This window comes from Bacillus sp. FSL R5-0431 (assembly GCF_038002985.1).
Lineage (GTDB): Bacteria > Bacillota > Bacilli > Bacillales > Bacillaceae > Bacillus.
In genome coordinates this window covers 2,938,928-2,962,827 of the sequence record NZ_JBBOOG010000001.1, presented here as the reverse complement: position 1 = coordinate 2,962,827, position 23,900 = coordinate 2,938,928, and the positions used below count along the sequence as shown (strand labels likewise).

The 23,900-nt window shown below is 42.5% G+C and carries 26 protein-coding genes; 18 read left to right on the top strand and 8 right to left on the bottom strand.

Annotated features, from left to right (window positions below; translation table 11 throughout):
• The first annotated feature begins 19 nt into the window (after positions 1–19).
• The 11 genes from MKZ03_RS15380 to MKZ03_RS15330 all read left to right on the top strand — a co-directional run bounded on the left by MKZ03_RS15380 (position 20) and on the right by MKZ03_RS15330 (position 10,229).
• The gene (locus MKZ03_RS15380; protein ID WP_341032338.1) at positions 20–1,408 is read left to right on the top strand and encodes a glycoside hydrolase family 28 protein; all 1,389 of its coding nucleotides are present in this window, start codon (positions 20–22) and stop codon (positions 1,406–1,408) included.
• Positions 1,409–1,584: 176 nt separating this feature from the next.
• Complete coding sequence (locus MKZ03_RS15375; RefSeq protein ID WP_334750445.1) at positions 1,585–2,535, top strand: ABC transporter substrate-binding protein; 951 nt, start codon at positions 1,585–1,587, stop codon at positions 2,533–2,535.
• Positions 2,501–3,559 (top strand): FecCD family ABC transporter permease, encoded by a 1,059-nt coding sequence (locus MKZ03_RS15370; protein ID WP_341032334.1) that lies wholly within the window; start codon positions 2,501–2,503, stop codon positions 3,557–3,559. The genes MKZ03_RS15375 and MKZ03_RS15370 overlap by 35 nt, the downstream gene beginning before the upstream one ends.
• Positions 3,556–4,842, top strand: a complete 1,287-nt coding sequence (locus MKZ03_RS15365; protein ID WP_341032332.1) for a heme ABC transporter ATP-binding protein — start codon at positions 3,556–3,558, stop codon at positions 4,840–4,842. The genes MKZ03_RS15370 and MKZ03_RS15365 overlap by 4 nt, the downstream gene beginning before the upstream one ends.
• 111 nt (positions 4,843–4,953) lie before the next feature.
• Positions 4,954–5,523, top strand: coding sequence for a cob(I)yrinic acid a,c-diamide adenosyltransferase (locus tag MKZ03_RS15360; RefSeq protein ID WP_307500221.1), 570 nt, complete (start codon positions 4,954–4,956; stop codon positions 5,521–5,523).
• Positions 5,524–5,689: 166 nt separating this feature from the next.
• The gene (locus tag MKZ03_RS15355; protein WP_307500220.1) at positions 5,690–6,082 is read left to right on the top strand and encodes a hypothetical protein; all 393 of its coding nucleotides are present in this window, start codon (positions 5,690–5,692) and stop codon (positions 6,080–6,082) included.
• A gap of 15 nt (positions 6,083–6,097) precedes the next feature.
• The gene (gene liaH / locus MKZ03_RS15350) at positions 6,098–6,760 is read left to right on the top strand and encodes a stress responsive protein LiaH (protein WP_307500219.1); all 663 of its coding nucleotides are present in this window, start codon (positions 6,098–6,100) and stop codon (positions 6,758–6,760) included.
• Positions 6,761–6,871: 111 nt separating this feature from the next.
• Positions 6,872–7,741: a LiaG family protein gene (gene liaG / locus MKZ03_RS15345; protein WP_340973711.1), complete on the top strand. Its 870-nt coding sequence runs from the start codon at positions 6,872–6,874 to the stop codon at positions 7,739–7,741.
• Between the two features lie 3 nt (positions 7,742–7,744).
• Positions 7,745–8,536, top strand: a complete 792-nt coding sequence (gene liaF / locus MKZ03_RS15340) for a cell wall-active antibiotics response protein LiaF (RefSeq protein ID WP_189318193.1) — start codon at positions 7,745–7,747, stop codon at positions 8,534–8,536.
• Positions 8,533–9,597, top strand: a complete 1,065-nt coding sequence (liaS, locus tag MKZ03_RS15335; protein WP_341032330.1) for a two-component system sensor histidine kinase LiaS — start codon at positions 8,533–8,535, stop codon at positions 9,595–9,597. The genes liaF and liaS overlap by 4 nt, the downstream gene beginning before the upstream one ends.
• Positions 9,594–10,229, top strand: a complete 636-nt coding sequence (locus tag MKZ03_RS15330) for a response regulator transcription factor (protein ID WP_340973709.1) — start codon at positions 9,594–9,596, stop codon at positions 10,227–10,229. Before liaS ends, MKZ03_RS15330 begins: the two co-directional genes overlap by 4 nt.
• A 47-nt stretch (positions 10,230–10,276) precedes the next feature.
• Here the strand turns inward: MKZ03_RS15330 and MKZ03_RS15325 are convergent, their stop codons facing one another.
• From MKZ03_RS15325 to MKZ03_RS15310, 4 genes are read right to left on the bottom strand one after another with little or no spacing between them, the layout of a single operon-like run.
• Positions 10,277–10,645 carry a hypothetical protein gene (locus tag MKZ03_RS15325; RefSeq protein WP_034659936.1) on the bottom strand — a complete coding sequence of 123 codons (369 nt, stop codon included), beginning with the start codon at positions 10,643–10,645 and terminating at the stop codon, positions 10,277–10,279.
• A gap of 40 nt (positions 10,646–10,685) precedes the next feature.
• Positions 10,686–11,804 carry a Ger(x)C family spore germination protein gene (locus MKZ03_RS15320; RefSeq protein ID WP_340973707.1) on the bottom strand — a complete coding sequence of 373 codons (1,119 nt, stop codon included), beginning with the start codon at positions 11,802–11,804 and terminating at the stop codon, positions 10,686–10,688.
• The gene (locus MKZ03_RS15315; protein ID WP_034659933.1) at positions 11,801–12,895 is read right to left on the bottom strand and encodes a GerAB/ArcD/ProY family transporter; all 1,095 of its coding nucleotides are present in this window, start codon (positions 12,893–12,895) and stop codon (positions 11,801–11,803) included. Before MKZ03_RS15315 ends, MKZ03_RS15320 begins: the two co-directional genes overlap by 4 nt.
• Complete coding sequence (locus MKZ03_RS15310) at positions 12,882–14,306, bottom strand: spore germination protein (protein ID WP_034659932.1); 1,425 nt, start codon at positions 14,304–14,306, stop codon at positions 12,882–12,884. Before MKZ03_RS15310 ends, MKZ03_RS15315 begins: the two co-directional genes overlap by 14 nt.
• A 114-nt stretch (positions 14,307–14,420) precedes the next feature.
• On the opposite strand from MKZ03_RS15310, the gene MKZ03_RS15305 reads away from it, so the two are divergent.
• Both MKZ03_RS15305 and fumC read left to right on the top strand, forming a co-directional pair.
• A complete protein-coding gene (locus tag MKZ03_RS15305; RefSeq protein ID WP_003213147.1) occupies positions 14,421–14,588 on the top strand; it encodes a YvzF family protein in 168 nt (55 codons plus the stop codon).
• A gap of 89 nt (positions 14,589–14,677) precedes the next feature.
• Complete coding sequence (gene fumC / locus MKZ03_RS15300) at positions 14,678–16,072, top strand: class II fumarate hydratase (RefSeq protein WP_341032327.1); 1,395 nt, start codon at positions 14,678–14,680, stop codon at positions 16,070–16,072.
• Positions 16,073–16,150: 78 nt separating this feature from the next.
• On the opposite strand, the gene MKZ03_RS15295 is transcribed toward fumC, so the two are convergent.
• Positions 16,151–17,029: a TetR/AcrR family transcriptional regulator gene (locus tag MKZ03_RS15295; RefSeq protein ID WP_106072941.1), complete on the bottom strand. Its 879-nt coding sequence runs from the start codon at positions 17,027–17,029 to the stop codon at positions 16,151–16,153.
• A gap of 192 nt (positions 17,030–17,221) precedes the next feature.
• On the opposite strand from MKZ03_RS15295, the gene spxO reads away from it, so the two are divergent.
• Positions 17,222–17,386, top strand: coding sequence for an anti-adapter protein SpxO (gene spxO, locus MKZ03_RS15290; protein WP_095285802.1), 165 nt, complete (start codon positions 17,222–17,224; stop codon positions 17,384–17,386).
• Between the two features lie 20 nt (positions 17,387–17,406).
• Here spxO and MKZ03_RS15285 read toward each other — a convergent pair whose 3' ends face one another.
• Positions 17,407–18,738 (bottom strand): sensor histidine kinase, encoded by a 1,332-nt coding sequence (locus tag MKZ03_RS15285; protein WP_034659929.1) that lies wholly within the window; start codon positions 18,736–18,738, stop codon positions 17,407–17,409.
• Entirely contained in the window at positions 18,735–19,412 is a 678-nt protein-coding gene (locus MKZ03_RS15280; protein WP_066030424.1) for a response regulator transcription factor, read from the bottom strand. Before MKZ03_RS15280 ends, MKZ03_RS15285 begins: the two co-directional genes overlap by 4 nt.
• 336 nt (positions 19,413–19,748) lie before the next feature.
• Here MKZ03_RS15280 and MKZ03_RS15275 point away from each other — a divergent pair, with 336 nt between their 5' ends.
• Positions 19,749–21,119: a S1C family serine protease gene (locus MKZ03_RS15275; RefSeq protein WP_034659926.1), complete on the top strand. Its 1,371-nt coding sequence runs from the start codon at positions 19,749–19,751 to the stop codon at positions 21,117–21,119.
• Positions 21,120–21,164: 45 nt separating this feature from the next.
• On the opposite strand, the gene MKZ03_RS15270 is transcribed toward MKZ03_RS15275, so the two are convergent.
• On the bottom strand, positions 21,165–22,007 hold the full coding sequence (locus MKZ03_RS15270; RefSeq protein ID WP_340973701.1) for an oxidoreductase: 843 nt from the start codon (positions 22,005–22,007) through the stop codon (positions 21,165–21,167).
• A 113-nt stretch (positions 22,008–22,120) separates the two neighbouring features.
• Here MKZ03_RS15270 and MKZ03_RS15265 point away from each other — a divergent pair, with 113 nt between their 5' ends.
• The 3 genes from MKZ03_RS15265 (at position 22,121) to MKZ03_RS15255 (ending at position 23,870) form a co-directional block, all read left to right on the top strand.
• A complete protein-coding gene (locus tag MKZ03_RS15265) occupies positions 22,121–22,567 on the top strand; it encodes a YusW family protein (RefSeq protein WP_170938423.1) in 447 nt (148 codons plus the stop codon).
• Positions 22,568–22,715: 148 nt separating this feature from the next.
• The gene (locus MKZ03_RS15260; protein ID WP_003213584.1) at positions 22,716–23,546 is read left to right on the top strand and encodes an ABC transporter ATP-binding protein; all 831 of its coding nucleotides are present in this window, start codon (positions 22,716–22,718) and stop codon (positions 23,544–23,546) included.
• 72 nt (positions 23,547–23,618) lie between these two features.
• Complete coding sequence (locus MKZ03_RS15255; protein WP_066030425.1) at positions 23,619–23,870, top strand: YusU family protein; 252 nt, start codon at positions 23,619–23,621, stop codon at positions 23,868–23,870.
• The last annotated feature ends 30 nt before the right edge of the window (positions 23,871–23,900 follow it).

The following is a 23,900-nucleotide window of genomic DNA, read 5'->3' as shown; positions in this document are numbered from 1 at the left end:
GCGACTGGGGGATGAGAACGTGTTTAAAATGCGGGATTTGATGTATATCACAGCAGGAACGGTACTCACAGGAATCGGACTCAAGCGTTTAGCAAGGCAAGAGAAGAAAGACAAAAAAGCAAACGGAATCGATCAAGTGTTAAAGCAGATAAAAGCGCCGCTGTTCCCTGATCGTGAATTTAATGTGGTTCATTATGGTGCAGATGGGAAAGGGATAGAGCTTTCAACAGATGCTATCCAGTCTGCGATTGATGATGCGCACCGTTTGAAAGGGGGACGTGTGCTGATTCCAGAAGGGACGTTTGTGACAGGTGCTCTAGAATTGAAGAGTCATGTAGAGCTGCATTTGCATGAGAAAGCCTATGTGGCATTCAGCCAAGATCCAAAGGATTATCTGCCGATTGTACTGACAAGATATGAAGGGATTGAGCTTTATAATTATTCACCTCTCATTTATGCACACCATGCAGAAAATATCGCCATCACAGGAGCTGGAACGCTTGATGGCAGAGGGGATGAACATCATTGGTGGCCTTGGAAGTATGGCACGAATGGCCAGCCGTCTCAGGACCGGGATCGGCAGCTTCTATTTGAAATGGCTGAAAAGAGGATACCAGTAGAAGAAAGAGTGTTTGGAGAAGGCCATTATTTAAGGTCAAGCTTTATCCAGCCCTACCAATGCCAGCAAGTTCTCATTGAAGGAGTGACAGTGAAGGATTCACCGATGTGGCAAATTCATCCTGTGCTAAGTGAAAATGTCATCGTCCGTGGAGTCCATATCATCGGGCATGGACCAAATACAGATGGTGTTAATCCGGAGTCTTGCCGGAATGTGCTCATTGAAGATTGTTATTTTGATAATGGAGACGATTGTATTGCCATCAAATCTGGCAGAAACGAGGACGGGCGGAGAATAGGGGTTTCATCTGAAAACATTGTCATTCGTAGAAATGAGATGCGTGATGGACACGGCGGAGTGACGATCGGGAGTGAAATCTCTGGCGGGGTCAGGTATGTATATGCCGAGAATAATGTAATGGATAGTCCGAACCTTGACCGGGCACTGCGTATTAAAACCAACTCTGTCAGAGGCGGTACCATTGAACATATTTACTTTAAAAACAACACAGTCAAAAGCTTAAAGCATGAAGTGGTCTGTATCGACATGATGTATGAGGAAGGGGATGCGGGTCCACATCGTCCTGTTGTGCGTCATATTGAAGTAGAAGGACTGAAAAGCAGCGGCGGACGATATGGTGTGAAAATAGCCGCCTACTCACATTCCCCCGTTACACACTTCAACATGAAAAATTGTGTCATAGATCATGTGACGTATCCACTTTCTTTGGAGCATGCAGTATCTCCTTCTTTTCAGAAAGTCGTCATCAATGGGGAACAAATCAATTGATAGATGAGTGAAAAACAGTCTTTTCGGAGGCTGTTTTTCTTTTAGTAAGAACGAAAAAGACGCTTTTAGAAATCACATATACAACCTATCTGCACTGTAGTATAATATTCCCGAAATTAGAAAAGAATTGACGGAAGAGATGACGTCAAGCAGTACATAAACCAGGGGGTTCATTCATGAAAAAGTTAACGGCCATTTGGCTATCGCTATTGCTTGTGATGGGTGTTTTAGCAGGATGTGCAGGTGCTGAGACAGATCATAAAGCAAAGAGTTCACAAAATAACGAAACAGCGGCTGCGGCATTTCCTGTCTCGATTAAAGATGCAGCTGGTAAAACACTCGAAATCAAAGAGCAGCCTAAGCGTATTGTTTCATTAATTCCAAGTAATACAGAGGTTGCCTATGCGCTTGGTCTTGGCGATAAAATGGTTGGACGATCAGATTTTGACAATTATCCAAAGGAAGTTGAAAAGGTAGAGAAGATTGGCGGACTTGAATTCAATGTCGAGAAGGTCATTTCCTTAAAGCCTGATCTAGTATTAGCTCATGCATCGCAGATGGGATCAAAAGATGGATTTAAACAGCTTGAAGATGCAGGAATTCAAGTACTGACTGTAAATGATGCCACCTCATTTAAGGATGTGTACAAATCGATCAATATGATCGGTGAAGCAACAGGTGTAAAAGAAGCATCAACAAAGCTTGTAGATGAGATGAAAACAAAATTGAATGACATCAAGAAACAAGCAGAGGCGATCTCCAAAGACGAACAAAAAACAGTCTTTGTCGAAGTATCAGGTGCGCCTGAAATCTATACAACAGGTACAAATACATTTATGGACGAAATGCTTTCTGTTATCCATGCGAAAAATGCTGCTGGCGATCAAACTGGCTGGGTGCAAATGACAGAAGAAGCGATTATCAAACGAAATCCTGATGTGATCGTCACAATTGATGGTTCCAGCTTAGCTGATCTGAAAAAGAGAGACGGCTGGAATGCGATCAAAGCAGTGAAGGAAAAACAAGTCTTTCAATTGAATACGGATCTCGCATCAAGACCGGGACCGCGATTGGTTGAAGGAGTCGAGGCTCTTGCGAAAAGCATCTATCCTGACACGTTCAAATAAATTCATCATCGCATACACACTAAGTGTTTTACTTCTTGTGGTGAGCATTGGAATGGGAATCTCCTTTGGAAGCTTAGGGATTCCCATTCCTTCTATTCTCCGTATATTTGTTCATGAACTATTCGGGGTGCAGATTGGCACAATAGATTCAATTGATCGCAATATTATGATGAATATCCGACTGCCGAGAGTGATATTAGCGGCACTAGTCGGAGCAGCGCTGGCGTTATCAGGTGCAGCCTTTCAAGGTTTATTAAAAAATCCCCTTGCTGACCCATATACGCTGGGTGTATCTCAAGGGGCATCAGTTGGAGCCGTCGCGACACTATTTTTCAGCTTGCAGCTCCCTTTGCTCGGCAGTTTCACACTGCCTTTTTTCAGTATGACAACAGCGCTTGTGACCCTATGTCTCGTCCTCTTTTTTGCGCGTCTTGTTCATCGGGGGATGAGCATCTCTTCTTTAATTTTAACTGGGGTGATTTTCAGCTCTTTTTTGGGTGCGCTTATATCATTGATGATTGCTTTAACAGGTGATGATCTAAAAGAGATTATTCATTGGCTTCTCGGCAGTGTGTCCATGAGGGGCTGGCGCTATATTGCGCTTTTCCTTCCTTTCTTTCTTGTCGGGACCTTTGCATTAATGCTGATGGGACGAGATTTGAATGTCATGACGTATGGCGAGGAGAAGGCAAAGCTATTAGGTGTTCATGTGAGAAGGAGCAAATATATAGTGCTGCTTGCTGGCTCGATTCTGACAGGTAGTGCGGTAGCGGTGTCAGGGACGATCGGATTTGTGGGACTTGTGATTCCGCATTTTATTCGCCTCTTAGCCATCACAGACCACCGGCACCTCCTGCCTTTGTCTATGCTGAACGGCGCTTCCTTTCTCGTTTTAGCAGATGTGTTATCCCGTACGACCATTGAACCGACTGAATTACCGATTGGCATCATTACTGCGTTAATTGGTGCCCCTGTATTCGGCATCATCCTCATCCGTAAATATAGAGGAGGGACGCATCTATGATTCAAGTGAAGGAAATCAGAGGTGGATATGGAGAGAAAGAGGTCATACGTGGCATCAGCCTTGAGGTAAAGCAAGGAGAATTTCTCGGTATACTTGGTCCAAATGGGAGCGGTAAGTCGACCTTGCTTAAAATGATTTCTGGGATGCTGGCACCTGAGAGTGGCGAGGTACGCCTGAGCGGTCAACTGGTTCAATCCTACCGTCCAAAGGCGCTTGCGCAAAAAATGGCTGTTCTACCGCAGAAAACGGACCAAGCCTTCTCATTTACAGTGGAAGAAACGGTTCAATTCGGTCGTTACCCATATCAAAAAGGATGGCTGCAATCTGTTACGCGAGAAGATATGCAGGTCGTAAACAAAGTAATGGAACAAACGGATGTTGCACAATTTAAGGATCAATCCATTCATGAGTTGAGCGGGGGAGAACAGCAGCGTGTGTACTTGGCACAGGCATTAGCCCAGCAACCTGAATATTTATTGCTGGATGAACCAACCAGTTTTCTTGATTTGGCCTATCAAAAAGACTTGCTTGATTTAATTAAAGAAGAGACCACTTCCTCTAGGCTAACGGTGATCGGCGTGTTTCATGATGTGAACATCGCCAGTTTATATTGTGACCGGCTGCTGCTGCTTGATGAAGGAAAGACGGAAATGATAGGACTGCCGCACCACGTCTTGACGCCTGAGCGAATCAACCGTGTGTATGAAACAGAGGTAACACCGCTCCAACACCCGCGAAGAGCAAACCCTCAGCTGATCATTGAGCCTGCGGGGGCTTCTATAGTATCAAATGCAAAGTTAGCGGATGGCTGGAAAACGTATGGCTCAGAAGGAATGACGTTTTCCCTCAAACAGCCGCTCCGCGTCCTTTCCTCACATCAGAAAAGGGGCGGCTTCTTTTGGAAAAGATCTCTCGGAACAGGAACTGAGATGCTTCGTGACGAGCTGGATGATCGTGAAGGAATATTGTTTTACGACCAAACGAGTGGACCAAACCAATTTGCTGCTGAAGACATGGAAGATGACATAGCGCTTTACGGCATGCGTCAGCAAGAAGAGCTGACCATTTGGCTTGTATTGAAAGAATCTTTATCAGACGGATCGTCTGTTCAGCTCATGGGGCAGCTTGTCCACATGATTCAACAGGAGACGAGCATGTCCATTCATCATCTTTGTATCGCTGCTGCGGGTATGCAGGAAACAGAAGATGATAAGCATTTACACGAAAGATTAAGGCAGAAAGTGCACCGTCTTCTTTATACACTGAATGCCATTCAAAAGTGAACCAAGGGGTTCGCTTTTTTTGTTTAAACACAGTGCTTTAGTTAAACAAATACATCCTTTTCACTTCAGGTTATACTAAAAGGACAAAGCAATAGACAAGGAGGGACACCGATGAAACTTTATACAAAAACAGGGGATCAAGGTCAAACAGGCTTGATCGGCGGGAGAGCCGATAAGGATGATGTAAGAGTAGAGGCGTACGGCACGTTAGATGAGGCGAATAGCTTCATTGGACTCGCACATGCAAATTTACGTCAGCATGGAGAATTGTTTCAAGACATTTTGTCAGAGCTGATTGTGATACAGCACGAGCTCTTTGACTGCGGCGGTGATTTGGCAGCAGTCAAACCACGTAAAGAAGGCAAATTAACTGAAGCATCAGTGGCAGTCCTTGAACAAAGAATGGATATCTATGTAGAAGAAGCCGCGCCTCTCACAAAGTTTATTTTGCCGGGCGGCCAGGAAGGCGCTGCTCTCTTACATGTGGCGCGGACAGTCGTCAGAAGAGCAGAGAGGCATATTGTGACGCTTGCGAAGCAGGAGGAGATTCCAGCGGTTACACTCACCTATGTGAACCGTCTATCCGACTATTTATTTGCAGCCGCACGAGTCGTGAATCATCGGCTCGGTGAAGCTGATGTTGAATATGAACGAAGCGCAGACGTGTTTCGGTCTAAATAAGGAAAAGCACTCTTCGAATGAGAAGAGTGCTTTTTTATTGGGTTCTATCGCTTAGTCTGAGTGAAGTTACGACTCTGGTCGCAATGAAAGATCAATCTGCGACACGTTTTGCCAGCTCTCTTTTTTGACTAAAGTAAAAGCAAGGAGCAAGAAAGGAGGCATGAAGATGAAAATAACAAGTAAAACCATCATCGGTTCGATTTTAATGTTTGTCGGTCTATCCATCTTCTTCGGTGGTTCACTAGGAGGGCTGATCCCGATTCTGATTGGGGCGTGGCTCATCTATGTAGGTGTAAAGAAATATGAGAAAGGCAGTCAAACCTTAGGTGTCATTCTAGCGGTCATTGGTGTACTGATTGTTGTGCAATCTCTGCCATTTATCCTTGGAATCGCATTGGCTGGGGGGCTTCTCTACTTCGGCTGGACGATGATCAATGGTGAACAGGCAAAAGAATCATCAACCAGATCATATATGGAGCCAAACACGGCACCGAAAATGGAAGAACCTATTCACACGTCATTTGATCAAGAATGGGAAGACTTTTTAAAGAAAAAATAAGAGGAGGAATATCAAATGGTATTCAGAAGAGTAAGAGATATGTTTGTTGCAACGGTCAATGAAGGCTTAGATAAATTGGAGAATCCGCGTGTCATGCTGAATCAGTACGTTCGTGATATGGAAGACGATATTGCTAAAGCGAAACATGCGATCATCAAACAGCAAACGATTCAGCAAGGCTTCCTGCGCAAAGCAGAAGAGACGGAAGCATTTGCTGATAAAAGAAAGAAGCAGGCTGAGCTGGCATTTCACGCAGGAGAAGAAGAATTAGCACGAAAAGCGCTCACAGAAATGAAGTATTTTGAAGAAAAGCATCAGGAATATCAGGAAGCTTATCAGCAATCTGTGAAACAATTGAAAGAGCTGAAAGAGCAATTGCAGCAGTTAGAAACGAAGCTGCGTGATATTAAAGATAAGAAGCAGGCACTGATTGCAAGAGCAAATGCCGCACAGGCAAAGCAGCATATGAACGAATCCATGAACAAAGTAGACAGTGAAAGTGCATATAAGGAATTTCTTCGAATGGAAAACCGTATCGAAGAAATGGAGACAAAAGCGGGCAGCTATGCACAATTTGCCGATCAAGGAGCATATGCTCATCTAGACTATGCGGATGAGGTTGAAAAAGAATGGCAGAAGCTCAAGCTGGAGAAGAAGCCTGAGCAGCAAGCAAACTAAGGAATCGATGTCAGATCGGAAGAAAAGCAGGATTTTTCTTCCGATATTTGATTTCTTTCTGTTTCGCTTTTCCTTATAATGAAAAGGTCAGAAGATAAAAGGATGGTACGAATGAAGCGGTTAATCGGTCTAATTTGTATACTTGTAGGTGTCTTTTTAATGATTGGGATGCTTTTCAAAAATGAAGATCTCTTTCATTTGAGTTTCTCCCGTGAAAAAGCAGTCACAACAGCTTCAGCGAAAAAAGATGAAATTGATCAATTAGATATCTCTCTTTCTGGGTTTCGCGTGAAGGTAAAGCCTGAAAATCGTTCCGATATTTCCGTGATTGTCGTTAATGGAAAAGGGAAAATGTATGCGGAGCAAACAGGCAGTACATTCAACGTCCGTGCTGAAAATAAAGGATTCTTATTTTTCTCCTCATTTGAAAAAGGAGAGCTCTTAGTCAAAATTCCAACAGATTATCATAAAAATGTGAAGATTACAGGTGGAAGCGGGGTCAGCGAGATGGATGGTGAAGGGAAGCTGTCTCTTCAAGATGTGACGCTCAAATCAACAAGCGGAAACCTCAAAGCTGAGAATTTCTCAGCAAAAAATGTAGAAATCAAAGCGACATCGGGCAGACTCTCCGTGTCTCACATCGATGCGAAAAATAGTGATATTGGGGCAACCTCTGGACGTGCCGATATTAAAGATGTCAAAGGGGAGCTGCAACTAGGCATGACAAGCGGTAGATTAACGGCAAGGTTTGATACCATTGCGTCACCTGTCTCCTTTCATATGACATCAGGCAGTGCAAAACTTAACCTGCCGGATGAAGGAGACTTTAACGTCCAAGTGAAAAAAACAAGTGGAAGTGTCGATCACTCCTATCACTTTGATCAAGTGGATAGTGAAGGGCGAGGCTTTAAAGGCAAGCAGGGAAAAGGAACACACTTAGTCGATATTGAAATGACAAGTGGAAACTTAAAGCTGCGGTAATGAATGGAAGAAAGGAAGGAGGCGAGTCAACTGCGTTTTTCAAGGAATCAAATTTTAGGCATCATTGTCGTGATTTTTGGTATTAATCTATTTCTCAAAATTATTGGGATCGGAGCCGATTTGTTTTGGCCTGTGTTTTTTGCGCTGGCTGGCTATTGGCTGCACTCAAGATCCAAACGTTGGCTCGGTTCAGTTTCCTATATTTTTGCCGGCTTTCTCTTTTTAAAATTTCTGCTCAATATTACATTTAGTCTAACAGGATATTTATTTGCGGCCTTTTTGATATATGCCGGCTATCGCTTATTGAAAAACAAACCTGTTTTTGATGTCGATAAAAAGGAAGCATCGGACGATGGTAAGCCTTCTCTGAAAGTCAATCTTGAAAAAGAGGGCGAACAAAAGAAAACAAAGAGCCAGACAAAGCCGCGCAAGGAGCATGACTTTTTTATCGGTGAAGTCAGGCTGATGAAAAAGCCGTTTCAATTAAGTGATTTGACGATTTCAGGGTTTATCGGGGATGTTAAAATCGACTTATCAAAGGCCATCATCGCAGAAGAAGAGAGCACGATTGTGATTAGCGGGCTCATCGGAGATGTGGATATTTACGTACCGCAGGATATTGAAGTATGTGTGAGTGCTTCAGCTGCAATCGGTGATATGAAAATTATCGATGAAAAAAGAAGCGGATTCGGCAGTAAAGTGTATGTGATGACCAACAATTACGATGAGAGCAAACGAAAAGTGAAAATCTCCATTTCTTTACTGATCGGAGATGTGGATGTGAGATACTTATGAGGAAACTCCATCTAGGTATCCAGTGGCAATCTATTCGTCTTGGAGTAGGGATCTCGCTTGGTGTTGTCATCATGACGATGCTGCCCATGTTTTTTTATTATCAGCTTGATCCGATGATTCTCCTCTCTACCCGCTGGTTCGGCATCCCGTTTTTTTGTATTTTACTGATCATTAGTATTGCCATTGGGGTTTCTGCCTCGCATGTATTTGGCTATCAGCATAAGAAGCGTCTCGATCAGCTTGTAGAGTCGATTTTAAAGTTTGAAAATGGGAACTTTGCATACAGACTGCCATCTCTTGGCGACGATGAAATTGGCATAGCGGCAGATCAATTAAATGAAATGGCGAAACGAGTTGAAGGACAAGTAGCTTCTTTGCAAAAGCTCTCGAATGAACGGGCTGAATGGCAGGTGCAAATGAAGAAATCCGTCGTCTCAGAAGAACGCCAGCGTCTAGCACGAGAACTGCATGATGCGGTCAGCCAGCAGTTGTTTGCGATTTCGATGATGACCTCTGCGATTCTTGAAGGCATGAAGGAAAAGGATGAAAAGATTTTAAAGCAAATGCGCCTAGTCGAACGAATGGCTGGCGATGCACAAAATGAAATGCGTGCGCTTTTGCTTCATCTCAGACCGATCACCCTTGAAGGAAAAGACTTGAAAAAAGGCTTGATTGAACTCCTAAATGAATTTCAAGCAAAGCAGCCGATTGATATTGATTGGGAAATAGAAGATGATGTTCCGCTGTCTAAAGGAGTAGAGGATCACCTCTTCCGAATTGTACAGGAAGCCCTATCAAATGTGTTCAGGCATGCAAAGGCGACAAAGGTGACGGTACGTCTGCTCATTCGAAATCGGCAGGTGCAGCTGAAGATTATCGACAATGGGATCGGTTTTCAAACAGATCATGTGAAGACAGCTTCCTACGGACTTGAATCGATTCGTGAAAGAACAAGTGAAGTAGGCGGTGTCGCAGAGATTATGTCATTTGAGGGAAAAGGAACACAAATCGATGTGAAGGTCCCCATTTTTGATGAAGGAAAAGGAGAGAACGTTCGATGATTCGAGTACTTTTAATCGACGATCACGAAATGGTGAGAATGGGGCTTGCTGCCTTTTTAGAGGCGCAGGCTGATATTGAAGTCATTGGTGAAGCGGCAGATGGACAAAAAGGTGTAGAGCTTGCGGTTGAATTAAAGCCAGATGTGATTTTAATGGATCTTGTCATGGAAGGAATGGATGGCATCGAAGCAACGAAAAGAATTTGCCAAGAAATTGAAGATGCTCGAATTATCGTTCTGACGAGCTTTATTGACGATGATAAAGTCTATCCAGTGATTGAGGCAGGTGCTTTAAGCTATTTATTAAAAACATCCAAGGCAGGAGAAATTGCGGATGCCATTCGGTCTGCAAGTATCGGCGAACCAAGACTTGAATCAAAAGTGGCTGGAAAGGTCATGAATAAACTCCGTCATTCCTCAAATGGATCGATCCTTCATGATGCATTAACAGCAAGAGAAATGGAAATCTTGAAGCTGATTGCGGATGGAAAATCGAATAAGGTCATTGCTGAGGAACTATTTATTACAATTAAAACAGTGAAGACACACATTACCAACATTCTTTCCAAACTCGATGTAGAAGACCGGACGCAAGCGGCTGTGTATGCGCATCGTCATAAGCTGATTCAATAAAATAAAAAAACAGCTTTCAAATGAAAGCTGCTAGAACATGCGTAAAATTAGTCCTTCTGTCCTGTGATCGGACGTTCGGATAGTTGATGGAGCTCAGGAACTGGAAAAGCCTCCTGCTCCTCGGCCGATTTGTCTTCTAGGGCTTTCTTCATCTCGGATAATAGCTGTACGCTCTCCTTTGCCACTGCTGCTTTTTTCTCCTGCAAACCAATGATCTGTGAAAGTCCGACGAATAAACCGCCTCCAATAAGAAGGAGCGCAGGGGTTTGTCCATAATAAATCACGATCAAAAATGTGCTCGAAAAGCTGTCGGCTTCAATGAAGAAATCTTCTTTTGATTGCATGAATACAACGACTAACAGGAGTATTCCTAGAATCAAAAATAGAATGCCGGCCGAAAGTAAAGCTCGTTTCATGATTGACACCCTTTTTTTCTTACCATTTTAACATACTCTATCAGGATTGTGTTGCGCCCTTAGTCCCGAAGTCACGGATTTTCACATTTGCTTTGTAACGAATATCTGATTCACTAAAAATCTCATCCCAATGTTTTGCTTCTTTTCGAAAGTCCTTTGGGTAGGCAATACTCGCCTTTTGATAAAACCCGCAAATATCTGCTTTGATCTCATGCTGTAATTCCTCGATGAAATCTTTAACGTTTTTCTCTAATCGACGCTTGACAGCGCCTTCGATTTCTCTGAGATACTTTTCATTAAAAGCGTTTTCGCGTTCATTCCAATCCTCAGACAATCGCCCATCAAGCTCCACTGACACATCAAATTGATATTTTCCACTGGCTGATTTATGCGTTTTGATATGGTGCTTGATTTTGAAAATTTCAAAAGAGTAGAGGCTGTGATCATATTCAAATTGTATGACTCCGCCTTCTCCGTCCCCTGTTAACAAATTATATGACTCCACTGCTGACGGAGAGATATTGGTGAGAAATCGTCTATTCTTAATAATAGAGGCACCGTCGAGTATTAATTTTCCTTGATCGACGCTGACTTTCGGAAGAGCAAAAGATACATTGTTTTGCATGGCAGAAGAAATATCTCCTAATGAGACCGTCTTGAACATGGAAATGGTCGTTTTTCTGTTTTCTGAAAGATCGTATAAGGTCGAAGAGGCTGGCTGTCCGTCGTCATTGATTTTCAGCATGTCCCCAGGTTTCTCAGAGGTCATAAAGACGAGGCTTCCTCTCCGCGTTTCATTGTCTCGAATGAATTGATTAATGACGAGGTCGAAATTATTCTCATTGATGAGCTCCTCAGAAAACAAATACACCCTTAGCTGCTGGGCGAAAATGCGGTGGCTTTTCAGCGCCGTTGTGCGGAAAATTTGATGCATAGAATCCCCGCTTGTTTCAATGATTTTCGTAGGGTCTTTGACGCTTGCTTCCTGATCAATCTTTTGAGGAACGAGGACTTGCATAGACACCTTTAATTTATGTCCTTGGTCCCCTTTATCTACTGCAAACCCAATCGCCATGTTGAGCTCCTCAATATTTGTACTATCCCAGCAACCACTTAATAGAACCAGCATCAAAAGAGCACAAGCTGCCTTCTTTTTCATGCTGTTTTCCGCCTCCTTTTGAAAAAAACGATTATAAATAAGAGAAACGGGAGAATGCCGAACAGCAGGAAAAAGAGGTTGTTCACATAGGTTAAATAATCTCGCACTGTATCGACATCCTTTGGGAAAATCGCTGCAAAGTAAATGACAATTCCCATTAGAGCGACGACTACCTTTTTAGGAAACTTGGTCAGTCTGGATACCCCGATTGCGGCAAAAAATGTATATCCGACAAAGCTTGTATACAGCTGAACCAGCCAAACGATAAGCAAAAATGATTCAATTCGTTCAATAAAAATCCCCTGAATATCAAACGATTGGAATAAGGCAATGGTCGGCCAAGTCAAAGCCGCCGTTTCTTTGACCGTCAGCGCACCTATCACAAGAATATAAGTGAAAATATAAATAATCGCAGGAATCAAAAAGCCGACTGTTCCATAAGCAAAAGTGTGTTTTTGCGTGTTCATATAAGCAGGCATAAACAGCATCATTTCAATGCCGACAAACGATATGGCTGATGCATTAAAGGAATTGAAGACAGGGGAGAACCCCTCTCCTAAAACGGGCCGGAGGTTATCTAACTTAAATTCTTGCAAGCTAAGTCCGTAAGCGACAAATAAGATGATGAGCGTCACAATCAAAATAAAAGGAAAAAGCCTGGCTAAATCACCAATCCCGCCAATCACAAGATAAAAACCAACTATAATAAAGCTGATCATTGTCACCGCTACAGGCGTGTTTTGAAGCAGAAAGAATTTCACCATTTCCGACATCGCTCGTACTTCATAGCTGGCGACGCCAAGAAAATAAATAATAATCAAGAGGTTGGCAAGAGCGCCAATCCATTTTCCAAGCCCCTCGTTCGTATAATCATAATAAGAGGAGAAGGGGACTTTTTTCATCATGAGGACATTTGCAAAAATAAACACAATGTAAATGACACTCACGAGTAAGAGTGCAATCCAGCCGTCAGGTGTAGCCGCAGCCTGAGCCATTGATCTTGGTAGAATCATCATACTTGCGCCTAGTGTTGTATTGGCAATAATGGCACTTGCCTGATAGCTGGTAATCGACTCTTTATGATTGACCATGTCGTTCTCCTTTCTTTTGATTTTTTAAAGGCAATCGAATAATGGAATTGTCTTCGTTTTTATAGCTGAACACAAAATCTGGTGAGAAATAAGGCGTGCCAAAACTTTTTTGCCGCGTGAGATGAGTAAGGAGTACAAGCATAAACAGCACAATCCCATATAAACCAAAGGTAGCCGCAGTAAACATGGACACAAAGCGGAGCACACGAAAGGACATGCCCATCCCATATTGAGGAACAGTAAAGGATGCAAGTGCAATGACACTAACGATAATCACCATGATTGAGCTGACAATATGTGCCTGAACGGCAGCCTGTCCAATGACAACCCCGCCAACAAGTCCGATCGTTTGACCGAGCGGGTTTGGCAGCCTTAAGCCAGCTTCCCGCAGCAGCTCAATGGTTATCTCCATGATGAGTGCCTCGACAATGGGTGAAAACGGGACATTTTCCCTTGTGCTCGAGATCGTAATAGCCAGAGTGGTTGGCAAAAGACCTTGATGGAACGACACAAGCGCAATATAAATGGCTGATAAAAATAACGTCAGAAAGATCGAGGTAAATCTCAGCAAACGAATAAGAGAGGCGGCGATCCATCTTTCATAATAATCATCGGGTGATTGCATAATCGTCGCAAGGGATGCAGGTACAATTAACACAAAAGGTGAATGATCGACAAAGATGGCGACCCGGCCATTATTTAAAGCAGACGCCACTTTATCCGGCCGTTCTGTGTTTTGAATTTGTGGAAAAGGAGAATACACATTGTCTTCAATCAGCTCCTCAAGAACACCAGAGTCTTGTATATCATCAATGGTGACTTGCTTGAGCCGTTTTTTGACTTCCTTTAAAACAGGCACTTGAACGATACCGTCGATGTACATGATGGTCACCTGAGTGTATTTCTGTAGACCAATCTTCATATCGACGGTTTTAAGATCGGGGTTTTTCAAGCGCTGTCTTACAAGCGCTAAATTCGTATTTAAATCTTCAATAAAGCCAATTTTTGGTCCTCTCACGACTGTTTCAGAGGTAGCATCCCCTAAACTGCGTTTCTTCGTTCCATGCGTTTCTAAAATATACGCATGCTGAAATCCATTAATGAGCACCACGCAATGCCCTTCAAAAATCGCATCGACCAATTGTTCAGAGGTCTTCACCGAACGTGTGGTCATCATCGATAAATTGGATTCCAGCTTCTCTTTTGTGAGAGACGTATGATCTTGGAGAAGCAGCTTTAAAAAGGTTTGAATCTCCATCTTTTCGTTCATTTCTTTTATGTATAAATAGTAAACGACTTGCCCGTGAGGCAGTGTTTTTTTCTCATGGACCAAATCATCCATTTCCTTTAATTGCGGGAGAATGACGGAGAGATTATCGTATAAGTGCTCTTTCAATGGAGTCTGATTCAAAAGGATCACCCGCCTCAAATAACTTTTTCTTAGCATTACCTGCTTGAAAAAACAATATTCTGTGTTACATTATTTTGTGGTAAAAGAAAGAATGAGGGTTTTGGAGGAAACAAGATGGCACAAATTCGTTTAGCAGGAACAAAAGAGGAGATTGACCGTATTCTACAGTCGTTTGACAAGCATTATGAAGTGACATATACATCAAAGGATTACGGAAAAACGAACCCAAAATACAAATATTCGAAAGATGTCCGCGTTTATATTGAACTAAAATTAAAATAAAGATAAAATTTTAATTGAAAACGCTTAAAGGATTTTGGTTTTTTGTATAGAATAGAGTTGAGTGATGAGAAGCTATGGAGGGATACATAATGACGGAATTTAGAATCGAAAAAGATACAATGGGCGAAATCAAGGTGCCAAAGGACAAGTTCTGGGGTGCACAAACACAACGAAGCAAAGAAAATTTCAAAATCGGTTCTGAGAAAATGCCAAAGGAAGTTGTGAATGCGTTTGCAATTTTGAAACGTAGCACAGCGATTGCCAACGAACGTCTTGGCAACCTTGAAAGCGAAAAAGCAGAAGCAATTGCTGCTGTATGTGATGACATCATCAGTGGAAAGTATGACGAGCATTTCCCGCTTGTTGTATGGCAGACAGGCAGTGGAACGCAAAGTAACATGAACATGAACGAAGTCGTTGCAAATAGAGCAACTGCTTACTTGAAAGATAAAAATAGTCAGTTCAGCATTCATCCGAACGATGATGTCAACCGCAGCCAAAGCTCAAACGACACATTCCCAACTGCTATGCACGTGGCAGCTGTTTTAGCTGTGTACAAAAAATTATTGCCAGCGATTGATCAATTAAGAGCCACTCTTGATGAGAAAGCAAAAGCGTATCAAGAGATTGTTAAAATCGGTCGTACGCACTTGCAAGACGCAACACCACTGACAGTAGGTCAAGAGATTAGCGGCTGGGTGTACATGCTGGATCGTTCAAAAGAAATGATCCTAGAATCAACTGGAAAAATGAGAGAGCTTGCGATTGGCGGAACAGCTGTTGGTACAGGGATCAACGCACATCCTGAGTTCGGACAATATGTCGCTGAGGAAATCAGCCAACTGACAGGTCAAACATTCAATTCTTCACCAAACAAATTCCATGCGCTGACAAGCCATGATGAAATTACGTATGCACACGGTGCCCTAAAAGCACTTGCAGCTGATTTAATGAAAATTGCCAATGATGTGAGATGGCTGGCAAGCGGTCCGCGCTGCGGAATTGGTGAATTGATCATTCCTGAAAATGAACCAGGAAGCTCCATTATGCCAGGTAAAGTCAACCCAACTCAAAGTGAAGCATTAACAATGATTGCAGCGCAAATTATGGGGAATGATGCAACAATCGGTTTTGCCGCCAGCCAAGGAAACTTTGAGCTGAACGTATTTAAGCCGGTCATCATTTATAACTTCTTACAATCAGTTGAATTACTTGCTGACGGCATGAACTCATTCCATGACAAGTGTGCAGTTGGAATCGAACCAAACCTAGAAACAATCGAGAAAAACTTGAACAATTCATTGATGCTTGTGACGGCACTCAACCCGCACATCGGATATGAAAATGCAGCGAAAATTGCAAAGCTTGCTCACAAAGAAGGTTTAACATTAAAAGAAGCAGCACTTCAATTAGAGCTGCTAACAGAAGAGCAGTTTGAAGAGTTTGTGAAACCAGAAGAAATGGTGGCACCGAAAGCAAAATAAGAAACCAGGGGCAGCAGCCCCTGGTTTTTTTCATTGAGAGTATCGAACAAAATGAAAGTCCAGGGACTGCCCTGGGTTCTACAAATGATCCTCTTTCAAAATACGCATAAGTGATTCAGAGTTGGTTTGGAGCGGTGCGTATAATTTTAATTGATACAGCATGCCTTTTACGATGACTTGTCTTGGTTTTTGTTTGTTTAATTCATTTTCTAAAATGCCAAGCGCTTCAAATAAATCTGGCTCGTCTTTCACTTCATAGTGTGCTTCAGCCTGCTCTCTTAATTCTTTTAAAAGAGATTCTGTCAGCGGGTCGAATGACCGTTCGTAAATAGGACCAAACCAATCGCTCGCTTGATCTACAGAGATGAGCGGAAAATCATTTCGCTCCATCATACCGCCCATCAAATCATCGATACGGTGAATCATCGTTGCAGCTAGCTCCTCAGCCTCCAGCTGAAAATCATATAAAATCGCAAGCTCGAAATAAACGTGGCTCATGCCCTCAATCGTCAAACAAAGATCAGCCATATAAGGAATCGCTGCATCTCCATATACCTGCTTAATGTTATCAATGTGAAGCTGAATGGTGGCAAGTCTGATTTGTTTTGCGAGCAGCTGCGTTTCTTCATTCATTGGCAGTGCTCGATCGCTCAGCTGCATTTTAATAAAATCCTTTTGCTGTAAAATATTATCGTAGTAGACAGTGAGCTGCTTTCGGTAGGCTTCCTTTGGTGTGCCGCCCTCTGTTTGAACCTCGTGAATCCGGGTAAATACCTTATCATAATAGTAATGCAAGATTGAAATGAGCAGTGCTTCCTTTGATTTGAAATAAAGATAAAAAGCACCCTTTGACATGTGGCATTCATCCGCAATTTCCTGAACAGACGTTGTATTGTAGCCTTTGCTGGCAAACAATTTCATGCCGGCCTCAATGATCATTTTTTCTTTCTTTTTCAATATGAATGTCATCCTTTCTTACCGAGAGACAAATGTCTTAGGAAACGTGCGCAAAGAGATGTGACTTATCGGTCATAAACGACGAAAGTTTTCAAAAATTAATCAGATTGTAACTTGTTTTTTACAGTGTAATTCTTTATATTATAAAGTAAGGTGACCAACTGGTCAAAAAATGTGAAAGGATGATGTTCCATGAGAGAAATCGATGATATGATGAGACGCTTGCGAACAAAAGGAATACAAGTAGAAAAAGTCAAAATGCCGAAAGAGACAACCATTGAAAAGAAATGGATGTATCAAGCTGGCAAGAAAATCAAAGCCACATACCGTGATTTCAATGGGTATTCATTCATCTAAAAAAGACTGCGGTCAAAAACCTACAGTCTCTTCTTTGGAACCGTGATCGTATAACGTACACCTAGATCATCATTTTCAATTGATATAGACGCTTGATGCATGGAGAGAATTTTTTTGACAATGCTTAATCCAATACCGAATTCGCCCTTTTTTCCCTTACTAAAAGGTTCGTATAGGTTGGATAGCATATGTTCTTCAATGGGAGGACCGTCGTTACGAATGACAATGCGTATTTGATCCTCTTCCTGTTTCATTTGGATATCAATTTTACTTTTTGCGTAGCGGAGTTGATTTTCTAGTACATTCTCAAATAATTTGCTCCATTGTTCTGGATCGCCTTCAAGAGCAGCCTCATCATCTAAGTCCACGTTCCACTGCAATTCATTTTTCGACCAGCGTATTCGGTCGACCACTTCCAGCATCGTATTACTGAGTAGGAAGGAAGCATGTGCGGGGTGTTGTTTTGATAAATAATCAAGCTTTGTTAAGTACAGCAAATCCTTGATTTTCTTCTCAAGTTTTTCCGCTTCACCTTCAATGACTTCCACCGTTTGTTCAAGATCTCCCTTAGGAAAAATACCATCTTTAATCGACTGCGTATAGCCGCGGATGACCATGACAGGCGTCTTTAAGTCATGTGATATATTTTGCAAAAGAGTCCGTTCTGTTTCATCCTTTTGAATGAGCTTTTGTCTCATTTCTTCAATGGTATGACCAAGCTTCCCGATCTCATCTTGCCGGTCAACGATGACAGGGTCGTCCCAGTCCTCTTGCGCAATCCGCTTCACGTGCTTTTCAAACGCAACGATTGGACGGGATAAGTAGCGGGCAAGCCAAATCGATGGAATCCAGCTTAATAAAATAACGGTGCCAAGGATAAATATCAGCTGTTTAAACAGCGTAAAGGACAGGTCGTCTCGATAAGAGTCTGGTGCATAGGACAGAAGAATATATTGTGTATTGTCTGTTGATACTTTTTTGATGACAAAAAAGATGTGCTGGCCATTCACCTCTTCAGAATAGCGTTTCGTTGCACTTTTTTGTTTTTTCACAAAGGCTTGGATTTTCTCAATAAAGGCGTGCGGGAAAAACTGTGCCATTTGGTTTAATTCATCTGACGGAATCAGAATGTGCTGCACCGAGCGGTTTTCCGGTGTCGACTTTGGCGAGCCGTCTCGGTTCAACGGATATTCTGTGAGCACCTGCTGTTCATTTTCGATATTTTTATAAATTTCATTCGTGAAAAAGTTTCGTAATGTATTAGAAAATAGGATGATCAGGACAATCGAGATCGTGAGCAAAATACCAGAGATGACGACCCAAATTTGAAAAGCGAGCGGTTTGTTCTTCATCCTTTTAGCATCCTATAGCCAAATCCATAGATGGTCTCGACCTTTAAGTCGGGCATTTTTTTGCGTAGCCGTCTGACAAGGTCATCGACCACACGATCTGTTCCGAAGTAGTCGTGTCCCCAAATTTTGACGAGGATATCTTCACGAGAAAAAGCATGTCCCTGATGATGTGTAAATAAAAGCAGCAAGTCAAATTCCTTAGAAGTTAAGTTAATCAGCTGATCTCCTTCATACACCTCTCTTACATCCTCATGAATGACATAGGAGGAGACGGGTGTGACGCTTTTCTGCTGCGGAGTATCGCTATTTTTGTACACAAGCTCAAGCAGCTTTTGCACCCGAATGATCAGCTCGCGCGGAAGAAATGGCTTCGCAATATAATCACTGCTTCCCAGCTCTAAGCCGAGGACACGGTCGATATCTGCATCGCGTGCCGAAATGAAAATGACCGGTACGTCAGGTGATGCGGCTTTGATTTCTTTAATGAGTGTGTAGCCATCTGTATCAGGCAGCATGATATCTAAAATCCATAGATGCGGCGGCTTGTTCATTGCCCGGCGTGCCGCTTCTCCGGTTAAAAAAGAGGAGACATTCCAATTTTCACTTTCTAAATATTTGGTTAAAAGTTCGTTTAAGTTTTGTTCATCTTCCACTAAATAAATGGTGTACGACAAAGTCTTCCACATCCTCTCAACGTCATTATAACGGGATACAAAGGCGGCATGTCAACAATCACATGCTTTTTTCACAATTTCACATATTCTTCTCATCATTATCCCATAATGTTTGTTTATGATAAGCTCAAGGGAAAAAAGGGCATAGACAAAAGGTAGATAAATAGGTGCTTTTCACGAATGTGCGCACCTTGCTTTTTTTCTATCAATAAGTATTATATAATTTGACATATTGTCATGAAGTATCTTCAATGATATTGCCATTAAGAGGACATGAGTCCTATCTAAACATATGAATCAAGCAAGTCATGAACACGATGTAAAGGAGTGCAAGCGATGGATTTCCGAAGAGAAGATGAAGAGAAGAAGATGAATCATCAAGAAGATGTGCATCAAGAGAATGAGAAACAAATAGACGAACCAGAAAAAGAAAAGGAACTCGTTTATCAACCTCATGAAAACGAAGCATCTGCCACTCAGGAGAGTGTGACAAACCATTCTCCTCAAATGGAGGATGACCGTGCGTCGAAAAAGGAGAAAAAGCGGAAAGCGGCATGGCTCAGTCCGATCCTTGGAGGGATTATTGGCGGAGGCCTTGTGCTTGGCATTACACCGCTTTTGCCGCAGTCACAGGACACAGCTGCAAACACACAAACGCAAACAGCTTCAAGTGAGCCGGCAGCTTCTGATAATTTCTCAACAAAACAAATCACCAATGCCACGAATGTCGCTGATATGGTAGAAGATTTAGAGCCAACCATTGTAGGAGTCTCAAACTATCAATCTACACAAAATTCGTTTGGCCTTAGCGGTGACTCAACAGAAGCTGAAGCTGGAACGGGTTCTGGTGTCGTCTTTAAAAAAGATGGCAAAAAAGCGTACATTATTACAAATAACCACGTAGTCGAGGGTGCCAATAAACTGAAGGTCACACTTTATGATGGGAAAACAAAAGACGCAAAGCTGGTCGGCAATGATGTGATGACAGATTTAGCTGTTGTTGAAATCAATGCAGACGGCATTGATAAAGTGGCGAGCTTTGGTGATTCTTCTAAGCTCCGTGCTGGAGACAAAGTGATCGCAATTGGGAACCCGCTCGGTGCACAGTTCTCTGGTACTGTGACAGAAGGGATTATTAGTGGTCTTGATCGTACAGTTGAAGCGAACACATCATCTGGTACGGTGGAAATGAATGTACTGCAAACAGATGCAGCGATTAACCCCGGGAACAGCGGGGGGCCGCTTATCAATACAGATGGTCAAGTCATTGGCATCAACAGTTTAAAAATTAGCGAAAGCGGTGTGGAATCACTTGGCTTTGCGATTCCAAGTAACGATGTCAAACCGATTGTAGATGAGCTGTTGAAAAATGGAAAGGTTGAACGTCCTTACCTTGGCGTACAAATGATTGACCTTGAGCAAGTGCCTGAAACGTATCAAGAAAATACGCTCGGCTTATTTGATAAACAAATCGGCAAAGGGATTTATGTAAAAGATGTATCAAAAGGATCACCTGCACAAAAAGCAGGCTTGAAATCTGGAGATGTCATCATCAAATTCAAAGGGAAAAACGTGGCAAACAGCTCTCAGCTGAAAGAAATTTTGTACAAAGAAACAAAAGTCGGCGATAAAACGACAATGACTGTCATTCGTGAAGGGAAAAATAAAAATCTAGACATTACCCTTGGACAGTCTGAAACCGAATAAATGAAAAAACAGGTGGACGTTAAAGGTCTACCTGTTTTTTTATGCTTATTTTTTTGAAGAGAGTGTACGTAATATGATCTTTTCCCACATGCTCCAAGGCAAGAGCTGCTTTGCTGTGAATGAAAGTCGCACCCCTTTCCCAATCGGATATCTCAACTTTTTCAGCCGTTTCTTCTCGGCTAATCGAATCACAAGCTCTGCGACTTCACGCGGGTCACCGTAGTTGGTTTTCTGGGCATTGATATAAACCATCATCTTTTGATAGATGCTTGTGTATTTCGATCCTTCCCCTGGTTGCAACATGTGCTCGTTCATAGACGTGTTCCAAATATTTGTTTGGAAAGAGCCTGGCTCGATCAAGACTGCCTGTATACCGAATGAGGCCAGTTCAATGCGCAAGCTCTCTGTATAGCCCTCCAAAGCAAACTTGGAGGATACATATGGAGAAAGTGCGGGCATTCCCATTAATCCGCTGATGCTGCTCATATTGAATATCTTTGCACCATTTGTCATAAACGGAAGGACGGCTTGTGTCATTTCCATGACTCCGAAGACGTTTACATCAAATTGCTGGCGGTACGTGTCAACAGGAACCTCTTCAGCAAAACCCGCATAGGCTGTTCCCGCATTGTTGACAAGCAAGGTAATGGGGGCGTAAGCATGTAGCTTTTTCTGAAATGCTTGAATCGACTGCGTATCTGTGACATCTAATGCTTCAATATGTATCGCTTCGGATAAAGAGGCTTGCTTGATCTCTTCGGCAAGCTTTTTTGCATTGGCTTCCTGCCTGACCCCTGCAATCACTGTATAGCCTTGCTTGGCGAGACCTATCGTGATGAGCTTGCCAAAGCCGCTATTGGCGCCAGTTACAATGGCTGTTCTTTTCATCATCTCGTTCTCCTTTTTGTTTCAATCTACCATAGTCCGCTGTTTTATTGAATAACGAAAAGCAGGATGGAGAAGAATAAAAAGCGATGATAAGAAATAGGAGGAAGCACATGATGTGTTGGAAGAAGGCGGGACAAATAGGAGTGCTGCTTTTTATGCTGTCTGGCTGCCAATCAATCGAACCGCTGCAGCAAACAAAGGAAGCAGAAGCAGAGAGTCTCTCAGCGGTTCAAATGAAGGAACTTCCATTTGAGCATCTCCACCTGCATGTTCAATACGGGCAGAAAAGCGAATTATACGAAGCCACCTATCGTCAGGCGAAAGGCAAAGAAGAAGCACTTATCCGTGATCATATGAACGGTGTCCGCTATGAAGGTGAAGAAGCATTACGCGAGATGAAGATGAAGCTAAATGATATGTCTATTCCTAGTGAGAAGATCAATGATGCGTATGTAAATGAGCTATTAGCCGCTTTTAATCTAGACGATGATTATCAGCGGATTCAGGTCGATATTAAGCTTGAAGATGGGACCAAACGTACATTCCAAAAGAAGAAGTAAAACGAGACTTTCTCATTTTTTAATTGAAAATGATTTTCAAGATCACTTAAATCTGATACACTAAATTGAGATAAGTGATCTTTTCCGTCTATACATAGACGATATTTCATATAAAAAATTTGCATGAGAAAAGGAGCGTTTGAGCGGAATGAGTGCCATTTCTACTGAAGGTTTAAGCTTAGGCTACGGAGAAACAATGATCATAGATGAACTAAATGTATCAATCCCTAAGGGTGAAATCACAGTATTTATTGGCAGCAATGGATGCGGTAAATCCACGCTACTTCGCTCTTTGGCCCGTCTCATGAAGCCAATGGGTGGTTCTGTCCTGCTTGAAGGTCATTCCATTGCCAAATTACCAACAAAGGAAGTAGCGAAACAGCTCGCCATTCTTCCGCAAGGACCAGAAGCGCCAGAAGGATTGACGGTGCATCAATTAGTGAAGCAAGGCAGATATCCTTATCAAAATTGGCTGAAGCAGTGGTCGAAGCAAGACGAGGAAGCGGTGAATCGCGCACTGAAGTCAACAAAGATGGAAGACCTCGCTGATCGAACGGTCGATTCATTATCAGGTGGACAAAGGCAGCGTGCATGGATCGCGATGACGTTAGCACAGGAGACGGATATTATCTTGTTAGATGAGCCGACGACGTATTTAGACATGACGCATCAAATTGAAATTCTAGACCTTCTGTTTGACTTAAATGAAAAAGAGCAGCGCACGATTGTCATGGTTCTTCATGACCTGAATCTCGCATGCAGATATGCTCATCACCTTGTGGCGATTAAAGACAAGACGATTTATGCAGAAGGAAGACCAGAAACAGTCATTAATTGTGATCTTGTGAAAAATGTCTTTGATATGAACTGCCAAGTGACGACAGATCCTTTATTCGGGACACCATTATGTATTCCGCACGGTAGAGGACGCTGTATCGTACAGCAAGCGCAAGCGGAGACATTTCTTGCTGCAAGATAATCGTATGTCAAAAGCCTGACATCTGTTACGCACAGAGTCAGGCTTTTTTCTTAAAAAGGGAGCGGAAACTCAATGGGAAATGAATTAGATGAAAAGCTTGAGGGCTTGCTTGATAAATATACAGAGCTGCTGCTTGGTGAATCAACAGACGCACTGAAACAAGATGTGAAACAGTGGGTGATCTATTCTCATATTGCAAAAAGCATGCCGCCTCTAGCCAAGCACTTTAATGAAACGTATCCAGAAGCGAAGGAAGAAATCAAAGAAACAATTCAGCGGATCAAACAAATGAACGAAGCTCATCGAGCCAATCAAGACCGTTAAAAAACTGCCAGCACTACACTGGCAGTTTTT

Coding starts and splice junctions, on each gene's coding strand:
- MKZ03_RS15330 (WP_340973709.1), top strand. CDS start 9,594: ATGATTCGAGTACTTTTAATCGACGATCACGAAATGGTGAGAATGGGG.
- MKZ03_RS15305 (WP_003213147.1), top strand. CDS start 14,421: ATGGCACAAATTCGTTTAGCAGGAACAAAAGAGGAGATTGACCGTATT.
- MKZ03_RS15365 (WP_341032332.1), top strand. CDS start 3,556: ATGATTCAAGTGAAGGAAATCAGAGGTGGATATGGAGAGAAAGAGGTC.
- liaH (WP_307500219.1), top strand. CDS start 6,098: ATGGTATTCAGAAGAGTAAGAGATATGTTTGTTGCAACGGTCAATGAA.
- MKZ03_RS15325 (WP_034659936.1), bottom strand. CDS start 10,645: ATGAAACGAGCTTTACTTTCGGCCGGCATTCTATTTTTGATTCTAGGA.
- MKZ03_RS15315 (WP_034659933.1), bottom strand. CDS start 12,895: ATGGTCAATCATAAAGAGTCGATTACCAGCTATCAGGCAAGTGCCATT.
- liaG (WP_340973711.1), top strand. CDS start 6,872: ATGAAGCGGTTAATCGGTCTAATTTGTATACTTGTAGGTGTCTTTTTA.
- liaS (WP_341032330.1), top strand. CDS start 8,533: ATGAGGAAACTCCATCTAGGTATCCAGTGGCAATCTATTCGTCTTGGA.
- MKZ03_RS15320 (WP_340973707.1), bottom strand. CDS start 11,804: ATGAAAAAGAAGGCAGCTTGTGCTCTTTTGATGCTGGTTCTATTAAGT.
- MKZ03_RS15375 (WP_334750445.1), top strand. CDS start 1,585: ATGAAAAAGTTAACGGCCATTTGGCTATCGCTATTGCTTGTGATGGGT.
- MKZ03_RS15285 (WP_034659929.1), bottom strand. CDS start 18,738: ATGAAGAACAAACCGCTCGCTTTTCAAATTTGGGTCGTCATCTCTGGT.
- MKZ03_RS15275 (WP_034659926.1), top strand. CDS start 19,749: ATGGATTTCCGAAGAGAAGATGAAGAGAAGAAGATGAATCATCAAGAA.
- MKZ03_RS15360 (WP_307500221.1), top strand. CDS start 4,954: ATGAAACTTTATACAAAAACAGGGGATCAAGGTCAAACAGGCTTGATC.
- spxO (WP_095285802.1), top strand. CDS start 17,222: ATGAGAGAAATCGATGATATGATGAGACGCTTGCGAACAAAAGGAATA.
- fumC (WP_341032327.1), top strand. CDS start 14,678: ATGACGGAATTTAGAATCGAAAAAGATACAATGGGCGAAATCAAGGTG.
- MKZ03_RS15260 (WP_003213584.1), top strand. CDS start 22,716: ATGAGTGCCATTTCTACTGAAGGTTTAAGCTTAGGCTACGGAGAAACA.
- MKZ03_RS15270 (WP_340973701.1), bottom strand. CDS start 22,007: ATGAAAAGAACAGCCATTGTAACTGGCGCCAATAGCGGCTTTGGCAAG.
- liaF (WP_189318193.1), top strand. CDS start 7,745: ATGGAAGAAAGGAAGGAGGCGAGTCAACTGCGTTTTTCAAGGAATCAA.
- MKZ03_RS15355 (WP_307500220.1), top strand. CDS start 5,690: ATGAAAATAACAAGTAAAACCATCATCGGTTCGATTTTAATGTTTGTC.
- MKZ03_RS15265 (WP_170938423.1), top strand. CDS start 22,121: ATGTGTTGGAAGAAGGCGGGACAAATAGGAGTGCTGCTTTTTATGCTG.
- MKZ03_RS15255 (WP_066030425.1), top strand. CDS start 23,619: ATGGGAAATGAATTAGATGAAAAGCTTGAGGGCTTGCTTGATAAATAT.